Annotated in this window: 12 protein-coding genes; 7 read left to right on the top strand and 5 right to left on the bottom strand. The window is 74.9% G+C overall.

Annotation, left to right across the window (positions count from 1 at the left end; translation table 11 throughout):
• Nucleotides 1-8: 8 nt before the first annotated feature.
• A complete protein-coding gene (locus tag D7193_RS14190; protein WP_120779941.1) occupies nucleotides 9-464 on the bottom strand; it encodes an SRPBCC family protein in 456 nt (151 codons plus the stop codon).
• A 164-nt stretch (nucleotides 465-628) separates the two neighbouring features.
• Here D7193_RS14190 and D7193_RS14195 point away from each other — a divergent pair, with 164 nt between their 5' ends.
• From D7193_RS14195 to D7193_RS14225, 7 genes are all read left to right on the top strand, one after another.
• Entirely contained in the window at nucleotides 629-2,437 is a 1,809-nt protein-coding gene (locus D7193_RS14195) for an AMP-dependent synthetase/ligase (RefSeq protein ID WP_120780403.1), read from the top strand.
• Nucleotides 2,438-2,451: 14 nt separating this feature from the next.
• Complete coding sequence (locus D7193_RS14200; RefSeq protein WP_120779942.1) at nucleotides 2,452-4,143, top strand: sensor histidine kinase; 1,692 nt, start codon at nucleotides 2,452-2,454, stop codon at nucleotides 4,141-4,143.
• A gap of 7 nt (nucleotides 4,144-4,150) precedes the next feature.
• A complete protein-coding gene (locus D7193_RS14205) occupies nucleotides 4,151-4,819 on the top strand; it encodes a response regulator transcription factor (protein ID WP_007072219.1) in 669 nt (222 codons plus the stop codon).
• A gap of 195 nt (nucleotides 4,820-5,014) precedes the next feature.
• Nucleotides 5,015-5,824, top strand: coding sequence for an SAM-dependent methyltransferase (locus D7193_RS14210; protein WP_120779943.1), 810 nt, complete (start codon nucleotides 5,015-5,017; stop codon nucleotides 5,822-5,824).
• Nucleotides 5,799-7,580, top strand: a complete 1,782-nt coding sequence (locus D7193_RS14215) for a putative bifunctional diguanylate cyclase/phosphodiesterase (RefSeq protein ID WP_120779944.1) — start codon at nucleotides 5,799-5,801, stop codon at nucleotides 7,578-7,580. The genes D7193_RS14210 and D7193_RS14215 overlap by 26 nt, the downstream gene beginning before the upstream one ends.
• A 47-nt stretch (nucleotides 7,581-7,627) precedes the next feature.
• Nucleotides 7,628-8,209, top strand: coding sequence for a TetR/AcrR family transcriptional regulator (locus D7193_RS14220; protein WP_120779945.1), 582 nt, complete (start codon nucleotides 7,628-7,630; stop codon nucleotides 8,207-8,209).
• A gap of 9 nt (nucleotides 8,210-8,218) precedes the next feature.
• Nucleotides 8,219-8,890: a lysophospholipid acyltransferase family protein gene (locus D7193_RS14225; protein WP_120779946.1), complete on the top strand. Its 672-nt coding sequence runs from the start codon at nucleotides 8,219-8,221 to the stop codon at nucleotides 8,888-8,890.
• Nucleotides 8,891-9,229: 339 nt separating this feature from the next.
• Here D7193_RS14225 and D7193_RS14230 read toward each other — a convergent pair whose 3' ends face one another.
• From D7193_RS14230 to D7193_RS14245, 4 genes are all read right to left on the bottom strand, one after another.
• Entirely contained in the window at nucleotides 9,230-10,354 is a 1,125-nt protein-coding gene (locus D7193_RS14230; protein ID WP_120779947.1) for a glycosyltransferase family 4 protein, read from the bottom strand.
• Nucleotides 10,351-11,610 carry a M48 family metallopeptidase gene (locus tag D7193_RS14235; RefSeq protein WP_120779948.1) on the bottom strand — a complete coding sequence of 420 codons (1,260 nt, stop codon included), beginning with the start codon at nucleotides 11,608-11,610 and terminating at the stop codon, nucleotides 10,351-10,353. The genes D7193_RS14230 and D7193_RS14235 overlap by 4 nt, the downstream gene beginning before the upstream one ends.
• Nucleotides 11,611-11,942: 332 nt before the next feature.
• Nucleotides 11,943-12,164: a hypothetical protein gene (locus D7193_RS14240; protein WP_120779949.1), complete on the bottom strand. Its 222-nt coding sequence runs from the start codon at nucleotides 12,162-12,164 to the stop codon at nucleotides 11,943-11,945.
• A gap of 281 nt (nucleotides 12,165-12,445) precedes the next feature.
• Entirely contained in the window at nucleotides 12,446-13,873 is a 1,428-nt protein-coding gene (locus D7193_RS14245; RefSeq protein WP_120779950.1) for an NYN domain-containing protein, read from the bottom strand.
• Between the last annotated feature and the right edge of the window lie 117 nt (nucleotides 13,874-13,990).

Raw genomic sequence — 13,990 nt, forward strand, 5'->3', positions numbered from 1 at the left:
CGGGCGCGTCACTGCGCCGCACCGGGTGCTTCTACCCGGCGCTTCAGCTGCTTCAACGCCGTATCCATGATCATTTTCTCGGCCTTGCGGCGGAACATCCCGAGCATTCCCACCGACAGTTCCACCTCCAGGGTGTAGGTCACCGTGGTGGTGCCGTCCGGGTTTCCGACCAGGTCGTACGACCCCCGCTGTGCCTTCTGCATCTTCGACGGCGCCACAAGGTGCCACTCGATGCGGGTCAGGTCTTCCGCGTACTCGTACGCGAGCACGTACTCGTCGGCCATCACACCCGCGTCGATCGTGAAGCGGACCTGGCTGGCGTAGCCGTCCTCGTACTCCTCGACGACCTCCACCCGCCGGACCGCGTCGGTCCACTCCGGGTAACGCGCGAAGTCGCAGATGACGGCCGCCACCTGGTCCGGTGGCGCGCCGACGACGATCGACTGGGTGGAGGAGTCCGCCATGGGGGGAGGCTACCCGGCACGCGGGCGGCCGGGGCCGTCCCGCCCCCCGCCACGCCCCACAGCCAACCTGCCTTCGGCACCGGATCGACCCGCCGGGTAGGTTTCGACAGAGCCGACCCCTGGTGGCGGCCCCGGTCCGCCAGTGCGAGCACGAGGGAGTGCAGGTGCGCGAGTTCTCCGTCCCACCGGTCGTCACCGTCGGCGACGCCGCCAACCTCACCGACCCGGTCTGGGAGAACGCCGAGACCGCGCCCGACACCGTGCAGTTCGTCCGGCCGACCGGCGCGGCGCAGGGGCCGGCCTGGGCCGACGTCACCTGCCGGCAGTTCCGCGACGAGGTCGCGGCGGTGGCCCGCGGCCTGGTGGCGGCCGGTATCCGGCCGGGCGACCGCATCGGCCTCATGAGCCGCACCCGCTACGAGTGGACCCTGGTCGACTACGCGATCTGGGCGGCCGGCGGCGTCACCGTGCCGATCTACGAGACGTCCAGCGCCGAGCAGGCGGCCTGGATCCTCTCCGACTCCGGCGCGGTGGCCTGCGTGGTGGAGACCAACGCGCACGCCACCCTGCTGGCCGGCGTCCGCGACCGGCTGCCCGACCTCGGTCAGGTCTGGCAGATCGACCTCGGCGGCGTGGACGACCTGGTCGCCGCCGGTGAGCAGGTCGACCCCGCGGAGATCGACCGGCGCCGGGCGGGCCTGCGGTCCAGCGACGTGGCCACCATCATCTACACCAGCGGCACCACCGGCCGCCCCAAGGGCTGCGTGCTCACCCACCGCAACATGTACGCCGACATCGCCAACGCGGTGCCGGTGCTGCCGAACCTGTTCAACCCCGGCGCGTCCACCCTGCTCTTCCTCCCGCTCGCGCACGCCTTTGCCCGGCTCATCCAGATCGGCGTCGTGTACGCCCGGGCCACCATGCGGCACTGCGCCGACACCAAGAACCTGGTCGCCGAGCTGCAGGAGTTCCGCCCCACGTTCGTGCTCTCGGTGCCCCGGGTGTTCGAGAAGGTCTACAACGCGGCCAAGCAGAAGGCCGAGGGCGACGGCAAGGGCGGCATCTTCGCGCGGGCCGAGCAGGTCGCCATCGCGTACAGCGAGGCGCTGGAGACCTCGCGCGGGCCCGGCCTCGCGTTGCGCGCCCAGCACGCGGTCTTCGACCGGCTGGTCTACGCCAAGCTGCGCGCCGCGCTCGGCGGGCGGTGCCGGGACGCGATCTCCGGCGGCGCACCGCTCGGCGCCCGGCTCGGTCACTTCTTCCGCGGCATCGGGGTCACCGTGCTGGAGGGCTACGGGCTCACCGAGACGGCTCCGGCCGCCGCGGCCAACCTGCCGTCGGCCACCCGGATCGGCACCGTGGGCCGCCCGCTGCCCGGTGTGAGCATCCGGATCGAGGACGACGGCGAGATCCTCATCTCCGGCGACCTGATCTTCCAGGGCTACTGGCACAACGACGAGGCCACCGCCGACGTGCTGACCGGCGACGGCTGGTTCCGCACCGGCGACCTCGGCCAGCTCGACAACGACGGGTACCTGACCATCACCGGCCGGAAGAAGGAGATCATCGTGACGGCCGGCGGCAAGAACGTCGCCCCGGCCGTGCTGGAGGACCAGGTCCGGGCCCACCCGCTGGTCAGCCAGTGCGTCGTGGTCGGCGACCGGCAGCCGTTCATCGCCGCCCTGGTCACCCTCGACGAGGAGGCGCTGCCGCAGTGGCTGGAGTCGGCCGGGCTGCCCCGCGACACGCCGGTGGAGGAGCTGCGCGGGCACGAGGCGCTGCGGCGTGAGGTCCAGAAGGCCGTCGACGTCGCCAACCAGGCCGTGAGCAAGGCCGAGGCCATCAAGGTGTTCCGGATCCTGCCGCGTGACTTCACCGAGGCGACCGGCGAGCTGACCCCGTCACTCAAGGTCAAGCGCCAGGTCGTGCACAAGACGTACGCGGCGGAGATCGCCGATATCTACCGACGCTGACTACGATCCGTCACGTGCCCGCCTCGACACCCGCCCGTCCCCAACCGCATCCCCTCGCCGCGGCCGCGCGTCTGGTGATGCTGGCGCTGGTCGCCGTCCTCACCCTCTTCGCCACGCACGAGCTGACGCAGCTCTGGTGGATCGCGCTGCTCGCCGTGGCCGGGCTCCCCGCGCTGCTCGCGCCGCAGCACCGGCTCATCGGCCCGCTCAGCCGGGTGGCCGAGGTGGTGGTGCTCGGGCTGGCCGCGAGCCAGGTGGCGGCCGTGGCCCTGGTGGGTGGCTCGATCGACGGCCTCGGCGCGTCGGCGGTGCTGCCGTACCTCGCGGTGCCGGTCACCGTCACCGCGCTGCGCCGCCGGTTCCGCGAGGGCGCCGCGCTGCTCGGCGTGGCCGCGCTCACGCTGCTGCTCGCCGGCGCGCTGACCCAGGTCGACGGCGAACGCCAGCTGACCCAGCCGGGCTACCTGGCCGTCTGCGCGCAGTGGCTCATCCTCGCCGCGCTCGGGCTGTACGCGGCACGCACGCTGCACCGGGTCATCCAGGTGCGCAACGACGGCAAACCCCAGCCGTACGCCGAGGCGACCCGGCTGCTCACCCAGCTGCGGACGGTCGCCCGGCAGCTGCCGGGGGCGACGCTGGACCCGGGCGGCATCGCCGAGCACCTGCTGGAGGAACTGCGCGGCGTGGCCCGCAGCGACCGGGCCGCCGTCCTGTCGGCCAGCGGCGGCGGGCGGCTCGTGGTGCTCGCCCAGGTCGGCGTGGACCGGGTGGACTGGGAGACGACGCTCGACGCGGACTCGGCGATCGCCGACGCCTGGGCCAGCCAGCAGCCGCAGACGGCGGCCCGCTCGCAGGCCCGCTCGCACACCGGCGGCGACGTCTCCGCGCTGATCGTGCCGCTGGTCGCCGGTGTGCGTACGGTCGGGTTGGTCGTGCTGGAGGCCGACGCGGCGCACGCCTACCCGTCGGAGGTGGTCGCCCGGGTGACCGCCCTGACCGGCCCGGCCGCCCTGCGTCTGGAGGCGGCGCTGCTCTTCGACGAGGTGCGCTCGCTGGCCACCAACGAGGAGCGGCAGCGGCTGGCCCGGGAGATCCACGACGGCGTGGCCCAGGAACTCGTGATGGTCGGCTACGGCATCGACAACGCCCTGGCGACCGTGTTCGACGACGCGGAGGAGACCGCCGAGGCGCTGCGGACCCTGCGCGGCGAGGTGACCCGGGTGATCACCGAGCTGCGGCTCAGCCTCTTCGAGCTGCGCAGCGAGGTCGACCGGCACGGCGGGCTGGCCGCCGCGATCGCCGAGTACGCCCGCACGGTCGGCGCGTCCGGCGGTCTCCGGGTGCACCTGTCGCTCGACGAGTCGACGGCGCGGCTCCCCGCCGCCACCGAGGCCGAGTTGCTGCGCATCGCCCAGGAGGCCGTCACCAACGCGCGCAAGCACGCCGGGGCGTCCAATCTGTGGGTCACGTGTGAGGTCGACCCGCCGTACGCGCAAATCGAAGTGTCGGATGACGGTCAGGGGATCGCTGACCAGCGGCCCGACGGGCGGTACGGTCTTGCGATCATGGCCGAGAGGGCGGAACGTATCCGGGGCCGGTTGGAGATCCGACCCCGGCAACCGAGCGGCACGACCGTGGCGGTGGTTCTCGGCACCTCGCCCCGGCGCGATAACGTGCGCGGTAGCGCAGCAGCAGAAGGGGAGTAACCCGAGGATGACCACAAGCCCGACACCGGCCACCCGCACCAAGGTCCTCCTTGTCGACGATCACGACCTCATCCGCAAGGGCCTGCGGCACGCCTTCGAGCGCGACCGGCAGTTCGAGGTCGTCGGCGAGGCCGCCACGGCGGCGGAGGGGGTCCGCCAGGCCGGGGCGCTGCAGCCGGACGTGGTGATCATGGATCTCCGGCTGCCCGACGGCAGCGGTCTCGAGGCCACCCGGGCGCTGCGCAAGTCCAGCGCCTCGATGGGCATCGTGGTGCTGACCATGTACGCCGGCGACGACCAGCTCTTCGGTGCCCTGGAGGCCGGTGCCAGCGCGTTCGTGCCGAAGACGGCGCCCGCCGACGAGGTCGTGGCCGCCGCCCGGCACGCCGCCTCCTCCCCCAGCGCGTTCACCGCCGCCGACCTGGCCGAGGCCATGAAGCGCCGGCTTGCCCCGTCCGGCCCGCAGCTCTCGCCCCGGGAGGGGCAGGTGCTGCGGCTGCTCGCCGACGGCATGAGCGTGGCCGGGATCGCCAAGCAGCTCTTCGTCAGCGAGTCGACGGCCAAGACCCACATCTCGAAGCTCTACGAGAAGCTGGGCGCGGCCAACCGGGCGCAGGCGCTCATGACGGCCCTGCGGCTGGGCCTGCTCGAGGCGCCGGACGCCCCGAAGTTCTGACCGGAGCCGCCGGCACGGCGGCTCCGACGTACGGTGCGATCCGCGCCGGCCTGGGGGCCGGCGCGGATTTCACATATCGACCGACGTCTGCCTGATCGCGCGATCGGAGTATGGTCACCCGGGCGGTCGGAGGGGCAGAATACCGCGGTGGTCCGCGGGCGACGGTGCCCGCGCCGTCGACACGAGGGGTGAGGCATGCAGCGGCCGGACTGGGCACCCGAGACGATCGACATCGAGCGCCCGAGCGTCGCCCGCATGTACGACTACTACCTCGGCGGCTCGCACAACTTCGCCGCCGACCGGGCCGCCGCCCAGGCGATGGTGGCCGCCGTGCCCGAGGCGCCGCTGATGGCCCAGGCCAACCGGGCATTCCTGCGCCGGGCGGTGCACTACCTCACCGGGATGGGCGTCCGGCAGTTCCTGGACATCGGTTCGGGCATCCCGACCGTGGGCAACGTCCACGAGATCGCCCAGCACGACGCCGCCGACTCCCGGGTCGTGTACGTGGACGTGGACCCGGTGGCGGTCGCGCACAGCCGGGAGATCCTCGCCGGCGACGACCGGGCCGTCGTGGTGCAGGAGGACCTTCGCAACCCGGAGCGGATCCTCGCCCATCCGGAGGTACGCGGGCTGCTCGACTTCGACCAGCCGGTGGCCGTGATGGTCGTGGCGGTGCTGCACTTCGTCTCCGACGAGGACGATCCGGCCCGGATCCTGCGCACCCTGCGCGACGCGCTGGCCCCCGGCAGCCACCTGGTGCTCTCCCAGGCCAGCGACGACGGGCGCAGTGAGGAGGAGCGGGCCGAGGCGGAGCGGGTCTACCGGCGTACCGACAATCCGCTGTGGGTGCGCAGCCGGGCCGAGCTGACCGCGTTCTTCGACGGGTTCACGCTGGTGGAGCCCGGCGTGGTGTGGGTACCGCAGTGGCGTCCGGAGTCGCCGGACAGCGCGGAGGACGCCGAGCGGGCCGTCTTCATGGGTGGGGTCGGGCGGCTCGGTGGCTGAGCCGGCGGCGGCGGTGCAGGCGCGGTCCCGCCCCGGGACCTTCGCCCGCGCGTGGGCCAAGGCGGTCTCCGGCACCAGTTTCCTGCCCATGACGCAGGAGCAGCTGGAGGCGCTGCTGCAACGGCTCACCGACGACCTCGCCGCCGCGCTGCTGGCCGAGCCGTTCGATCTGCGCCCGGGCCACCGCGTCGGCACGGAGCTGGTCGCCCACCACATCGCGTCGGCCGAGGGGCTCGGGCGCACCGTGGAGGTCGTCCAGCTCCGGCTGGTGCGCGACCTCGGCCTCGTCGCCGACGACGTCGAGGACCGGATGGCCCGGCTGCTCGCCGCGGTCGCCACCGGGTACGCGCGGGCCTTGCGCGACCGCACGCTGGACGAGCAGGAGTCGATCCGGCGGGCCGTGATGAAGGCCCGTACGCAGGCCGAGCGCGCGTTGCGCGACAGCGAGGCCCGCTTCCGCCACCAGGCCACCCACGACCCACTCACCGACCTGCCCAACCGGGTGCTGTTCACCGAGCGGCTCACCGCCGCGCTCAACGAGCCCGGCCGCGGCGCGCGCCGCGTCGGGCTCTGCTTCCTCGACCTGGACCGGTTCAAGGTGGTCAACGACTCGCTCGGCCACCAGGTCGGCGACCGGCTGCTCGCCGCGGTGGCCGACCGGCTCCGGCGCGCCCTCGACGGGCACCTCGTGGCCCGCCTCGGCGGCGACGAGTTCGTCGTCCTGGTCGAGGGCACCGGCGGCACCGACGACGTCGTCGCGGTGGCCGACGCCGCCCTGGCGGCGGTCGGCGAACCCGCCCTCGTCGACGGTCACGAGCTGAGCGTCACGGCGAGCATCGGCATCGTGGAGCGGCAGATCGCCGGCACGACCCCCGGGGACCTGATGCGGGCCGCCGACAGCACGCTGCACTGGGCCAAGGCCGCCGGCGGCGCCCGCTGGGAGCTGTTCGACGCCGAACGCAACCGGCGGGAGCTGGCCCGGTACGCGCTCTCCGCGGCCATCCCCGCGGCGCTGGAGCGGGGCGAGTTCTACCTGGACTACCAGCCGCTCACCTCGTTGCGCGACGGCCGCCTGCTCGGTGTGGAGGCGCTGGTGCGGTGGCGACACCCGGAGCTGGGAGTACTGCGTCCGGACAGCTTCATCGGGTTGGCCGAGGAGACCGGGCTCATCGTGCCGCTCGGCGGCTGGGTGCTGGCCGAGGCGTGCCGGGAGGCGGAAGGCTGGTCGGCGCACGGCGGGTCGGCGCCGTTCGTGAGCGTGAACCTGGCCGTGCGCCAGGTGCACCGGCCGGGCCTCGTGCAGGAGGTACGTGGGCTGCTGGAGCGCACCGGGTTGCCGCCGGAACGGCTCCAACTGGAGATCACCGAGAGCACCATGATGAGCACCACCGAGGAGCCGGTACGCGCGCTGCGGGTGCTCGCCGACCTCGGCGTACGGATCGCCATCGACGACTTCGGCACCGGGTACAGCAATCTCGCGTACCTGCGTGACCTGCCGGTGACCGAGCTGAAGGTGGCCGGGGAGTTCGTGGCGGGGCTGCGCGCGCCGGCCGTCGAGCCGGCCAGCCGCACCGACGAGCGGATCCTCGCCTCACTGGTGTCCCTGGCACACGCGCTGGACCTCACGGTCACCGCCGAGGGGGTGGAGACGGCCAGGCAGGCCGAACGCCTGCGGGCCATCGGGTGCGACGCCGGCCAGGGCTGGCACTTCGGTCGCCCGGCCCCGGCCCGGCGCATCCTGGAGCGGATCGGCTGATCGCCCGCTCGTAGACAACGTCTACGCCGCTCTGGTAGACACTGTCTATGAACGACGCCGACCTCCGGTCCCGCCTGGTCGCCGCCGGCGTCGACCTGGTCCGCCGCGAGGGGCACGCCGCGGTGTCCCTACGCGAGATCGCCCGCCGCGCCGGCGTGTCCCACGGCGCGCCCCGGCGATACTTCCCCACCCACCTCGACCTGCTGTCCGCGATCGCCCGCGAGGGCTACGCCGACCTCGCCGCCCGCATCGCCTCGACCGTGCGCGACGCCGGACCCGCCCCGTACGACCGGCTGCTGGCCCTCGGCCGCGCCTACCTCGACTACGCCGCCGCCCACCGCGGCATGTTCGAGCTGATGTTCCGGCACGACCTGCTCAAGAGCGGCCGGCTCGGGCTCCGCGACACCAGCCTGCCGCTGTTCGTCCACCTCGTCGACCTCGTGGCGCTCGTACGGCGACCGACCGACGCGGCAGCACCCGTCCTCGCCGGCGCGCTCTGGGCCAACCTGCACGGCCTCGCCCAGCTCTGGGCCTGGGGCAGCCTCCAACTCGCCACCGGCGAGGCCGACGACGACGCCCTTTTGCGGGCCGCGCTGGACGCCCACCTCGGCCCCCGCCCGACGCCCTGAGGAGACACCGTGCCCCTCCTGTACGACCTCGGCAAACTGACCGTCGGCACCGCCCTGCGGGTGGGCTGGCGCCCACGCGTGGAAGGGCTCACGCACGTACCCCGCCACGGCGGCGCGATCCTCGCCGGAAACCACCTCTCGGTCGCCGACGAGCTGTTCCTGGCCACCCTCACGCCGCGACACGTCGCATTCTGGGCCAAGTCCGAGTACTTCTCCGGCACCGGCCCGCGCGGCTGGCTCAGCCGGCGGATCGTCAGCGGCATGGGCGCGATCCGGGTGGAGCGCGGCGGCGGCCGGGCCGCCCTCACCGCGTTCGACGCGGCGATCCCGGTCCTGCGCGCCGGCGGCCTCGTGGCCGTCTACCCGGAGGGCACCCGCTCCCCCGACGGACGGCTGCACCGCGGCCGCACCGGAGTGGTCCGGCTCGCCCGCGACGCCGGCGTCCCGATCATCCCCGTCGGCGTGCTCGGCACCGCCGAGGTGCTGCCCATCGACGCGCGGCTGCCCCGCCGCCACCCGGTGACGCTGCGGTTCGGCCCGCCGATCCCGGTGGCCGGCCGCATCCACGGCCCGCGCGACATCCGCACGCTCACCGACGAGGTGATGGCGGCGATTCAGCGGCTGACCGGCCAGGAGTACGTCCCCCGGTACGCCCCGAAGCGCGACTCCCTGGCCGCCTGACCGCGCAGCCCCGCGGCCCCGGCCGGCGCCGGGCCGCGCTGGGCCGCGTCGCGTTGTGGCGTCGTCGGGCCGTCGGGTCGTCGGGTCGTCGCGCCGAAGATCGTGCTCGATTGTGGATGTAGTGGCATCCAGTCGCACGGGACCGCACTACATCCATGATCGAGCGTGATCTTGCCGGTCGGGCGGGCGCGGGGTGCCAGCGGGCGCGGGGTGCCGGCGGGCACGGGGCGGTGCCGACGGACCCGGGAGGTGCCGCCGGACACGGGGTGCCAGCGGACACGGGGCGGTGCCGGCGGACACGGGGTGCCGGCGCCCGGTCTTCCGGCTGCGCGCTGCCTGTCAGCCGGCGAGGAGGCCGGCCATCCGTTCGGCCTGCGTCTCCCAGCGCCACTCCCGCTCGACCCAGGCCCGGCCGGACGCGCCGAGCTGGCGGGCCAGGTCCCGGTCGGCGAGCAGCCGGGAGACCCGGTCGGCGAGCTGGGCGACGTCGTGGCCGCGTACCACGTAGCCGGTCTCGCCCGCGCGGACGGCATCCGGGGCGCCGCCGGAGTCACCGGCGACCACGGGCAGGCCGGTCGCGGACGCCTCCAGGTAGACGATGCCGAGGCCCTCCACGTCCAGGCCACGGTTGCGGGTGCGGCACGGCATGGCGTACACGTCACCGGCCGCGTAGTGCGCCGGCAGGTCGGCCGCCGGCACCGACCCGGTGAACACGACGTCCCGGTCCACGCCGGCCTGCCGGGCCAGCTTCTCCAGCGCGGCACGGTACGGCCCGCCGCCCACCACCAGCAACGCGGCGTCGGGCACCCGGCGCCGGATCTCCGGCATGGCCCGGATCAGCATGTCCTGGCCCTTGCGGGGCACCAGCCGCGACACGCAGACCACGACCGGGCGGTCGGACAGCCCCAGGCGCGTCCGCACCGGTTCGCCGTCGACGTCCGGGTGGTAGGTGTCCACGTCGACGCCGGGCGCGAGCCGGTGCAGCTCGGTCAGCCCGTCCAGCGCGCGGGCCAGCCGCGTCCGGGTGTACTCGCCGAGGTACGTGACCACGTCGGCCCCGCGCCCGATCCGGCGCAACGCGGCCCGCGCACCGGGCAGCGCCGCCCAGCCGACCTCGTGCCCGTGCGTGAGCGCCACCACCCGGCGGATGCCGGCCCGGCGGCGCAGTCCGGCGGCGAGCAGCCCGAGCGGGGCCGCCGCACCGAACCACACCGTGTCGCAGTCGTACGCCCGCGCCAGCCGCGCGGCGCGGCGCGCCACCAGCGGGGTGGGCAGCAGCACCCGGGTGCGTTCCCGGATCACCTCGAACGGCTGGTCGGCGTCGAACTTGTCGGCCCCGCGCCAGCTCGACGCGTACACCACCACGGAGCCGGTGGGCTGGCGTACGGCGAGGTTGTGCACGAAGGACTGGATGCCGCCGGGACGGGGCGGAAAGTCGTTGGTGATCAGCAGCGTACGGGTCACCTGCCGGCCTCCCTGGCGTAGGCGCGGGCGGCGGCCATCCGCTCGACCGTGGACGGGTGGGTGGCGGAGTAGAGGTACTCCCAGCGCGGCGGGTCGGGGTCGGCGAGGTTGACACCGGCCAGCCGCCGTTGCATGGCCTCGAAGGCGGCCGGGTCACCGGTGAGCGTGAGCGCGTGCGCGTCGGCACGGGCCTCCACCCGCCGGGAGATCAGCGCCTGCACCGGCGCGGTCACCAGACCGACCACCGTGACCAGGGCCACCAGCAGCGGAAACGCGCGCGGTTGGGCGACCGAGTCGACGCCGGCCAGCCGCAGCAGTGGGGCCCACGACCCGATCAGGTAGAGCGCAACCACCGCCGCGGCGGCGCCCAGCGCGCCGGTCAGCGTGCCCACCGTGACGTCGCGGTCCCGGGCGTGCCCCAGCTCGTGCGCGACCACGGCGGTCACCTCCTCCGGCGGGGCCTCGCGCAGCAGGGTGTCGTAGACCACCACCCGCCGCGTCGGCCCGATGCCCGAGACGTACGCGTTCACGGCCCGGGTGCGGCGCGAGGCGTCGGCGACCAGCACGTCCCGCACGGGCACCCCGTCGCGCGCGGCCATCGCCATCAGCTCGGTACGCAGCGGGCCCTGCTCCATCGGGGTGAACCGGTTGAACACCGGCTCCACGAGCACCGGCAGCACGAACGACAGCAGCACCACGAGGCCGGCCGCTCCGGCCGCCCCGAACGCCCACCACCAGCGTGGCGAGAGCCGGACGACGGTGTAGAAGCCGAGCAGCGCCACCGCGCCGATCACGGCGCTCACGGCGTACGACTTGAGCAGGTCCACCGTCCAGCCGCCCCAGCCGTTGGTGCTCAGCCCGTAGCGGGTGAGCACCGCCTGCCGCCAGGCGGCGAACGGGAGGGTGACCAGGTCGGCGACGAGCACCACGGCGAGCCCGCCGAGCACCGCCTGGGCCACCCAGTTGCCACCGAACGGCCGGCCGACCAGCTCGACCAGGCGACCGCCCAGCGGGGTGAGGCCGAGCGCCAGCGCGATCAGCAGGCCCACCACGAGCGCGGCGTAGCCGCCGGGGCGCAGGGCGGACCGGAACTCCCGGCCCCGGGCGACCTCGTCGCCGGGGAGGTCGCGCAGGGCCGCCAACTGGTCGGCGCGGGGCGCCGGCGGGCGGTGCCACGGGATGAGCAGCGCCACGGTCACCACCAGCGCGAGGGCGAGCCCGGCCAGCGCCAGCAGGGCCCAGCCGCGGGGGCTCATCCGGGCACCCCCGGGCGCGGGCGCCCGCTGCCGCCCCGCGATACCCGCGTCATCCGCTCTCCTCCCGCCGTGACCGCCCATCCTAGGGCTCCCGCGCCGAACCGCACCCGCGACGGCCGGGCCCGACCGCCGCAGGGCCGGACGGCGGCGCCCACGCACCCGACGGGAGCCCGCGCCCCTCCTCCGACGGTCCCGCTACGCCCCAGGCCGGCGCTCACCGGCGCGACCTCGGGCGGGCCGTCCCGACCAAGTCGCCTAAGTCGAGGCCGGCGCGCAAGGCGGTCAGGCCATCCCGACCGAGCCGCCGAAGCGGCGGCCGGAGCGCGCAGAGGTCAGGCGACCCGGCGACGGCGGGCCGTACGCGGCCGGACGGCGGGGCGGCGCGGCGCGGGCAGCACCTCCACGTCGAACCCGGCCCGGATGAACACCTCGATCGCCCGGTGCTCGGCGGCACCGAGGTCGGCGGCCGGGGAGCCGTCGTCGAGCAGCGCGGTCACGAGGCAGCCGGAACAGCCGGCGCCCCGGACCGCGCACCGGTCGCAGTCGATGAGCATGAAGCCTCCTGACGGGCTGCGGCGGCCGAGGGCGACGCATCCGTCGCCACCCGACCACCGTCGGTCACATCGACCCTAGGCGTGGGGTACGACAGAACCGGACAACGGCCTTCCAGCCGCCCCGAACCCGATCAAGCCGGCCGCCATCCGGCGCCACGCCCGAACGCGCGCCCGGTCGTGAGCGGCGCGCTGGACCGACACCGGATCGCCGATGTCGCGGTGTCCCGGCGTTCCGGACACCGCACCATCGGCGGAACGGAGTGGATCGAGCCGGACGCCGGTCAGGAGCGGGCCAGGCGGCGCAGCAGCGAGTCGGCGCCGAGCGGGTACGCGCCGTGGCGGCGTACGCCGTCGGCGACCTCGCGGTCGGAGGAGATCACCACGACCGGCCGGCCCGGCGGTTCCGCGCGGACCAGGCGGCGGATCAGCTCGTCGGCCGTCTCGCCCTTGCGGGAGAACAGCACCCGCACACCGCGCGGGGCGGGCGGGAGCCCGGGGATGCGCTCGGCGCCGTCGAAGACCACCGTGACCTCGTCGCCGGTCTGGGCGGCGATCCCGCCCAGACCGCTGATCAGGCGCTTGCGCTGCTGTTCCAGGGACATCTCGCCGAAGCCGCGCTTGGTGACGTTGTAGCCGTCCACCACGAGGTGCGCGCGGGGCAGCGCGAGCAGCTGGTCGAGCCGGGCCGGGTCGTCGGTGTCGCGGGCGCGGGTGGCCGCTCCGCTCACGGCGCCGGGCTGGTCGGCGGACGTTTCGGCCACGAAGTCGGCCGGCAGCTTGTCGACGGGGTCGAGCGCGAGCTCCCGGCGCAGCCCGACCGCGGCCTGGCCGATGGTCTCCAGCAGCAGCCACAGCCGGGCGTCGTCGACGGAGCGCGCCTCCTTGGCGCTGGTGCGCGCGGCGCCCGCGGCGGCCTCCGCCTCGGCCAGCCGGGCCCGGGCCCGGCGCAGCTCGGCGTCGGCGTCGGCGGTCGCCCGGGCGGCCCGGCCACGCTCGGTGGCGAGCAACTCGTTCGCCCGGCGCTCCCGGGCCTGCGTCTCGCGCAGGGTACGGGCGAGCTGCCGGGACTCCTCGCGGAGCTGGCCGAGTTCCTCGCGTACCCGGGCCAGCTCGTCGCGGAGCTTCTCGGCCTCGACCCGGGCCACGGCCCGGTCGTGTTCGGCGCGGGTGGCCCGCTGCTCCGCCTCCCGGACCAGCTCGGCGATGACGGCGCTCTCGGCCTCGGCGCGGACCGCGGCGCCGCTCGCCTCGATGAGGTCCCGCCAGCCGCGCGGGCGGGCCAGGTACGCGAGCGCGGCCACCTCGACCGGGTCGGCGGCGGCCGGCGCGGTGCCCTCCACCACGGCCGCGCCCAGGTCGCCGGCGTCGGCGAGCACCCGGGCGGTGACCCGCTGCCGGAAGAGCGGGTCGGCGGTGAGCTGGGCGGCGATCGCCGGGGCGCCGAGGCGGGCCCGCCGGTTGGGGGCGAACTTGGCCACCCGGCGCAGCGGCACGGGCACCTCGTCGCCGGGCAGGCCGGGCAGCACAGCGGCGGTGAGGGCCACGATGCGCTGCCGTACGGGCTCGGGAAGGACCGGCTCGGGCTCGGGCGCCGCTGCGGCGCCGTCGGGGTCGTCGACGGGGTCCGCGCCCACCTCACCGGCCTCGCGCGCAGCGTCGGACCGGTCCTCCGGAGGGAGGTGGTCGTCGTACGGCTCGGTGAGGGGCATGTGGCAAGTCTCCCACCGCGACCGGGCCCACCGCCCGGTGAGTGAGCTGATCTCTCATCCTAACGCTGTGGGGGTCGGTGGGGCTGCTGAGACGCGAGTGTCGGACCCCGGCGCTAG

Source organism: Micromonospora costi (assembly GCF_003626655.1).
Classification (GTDB): Bacteria; Actinomycetota; Actinomycetes; order Mycobacteriales; family Micromonosporaceae; genus Micromonospora; species Micromonospora costi.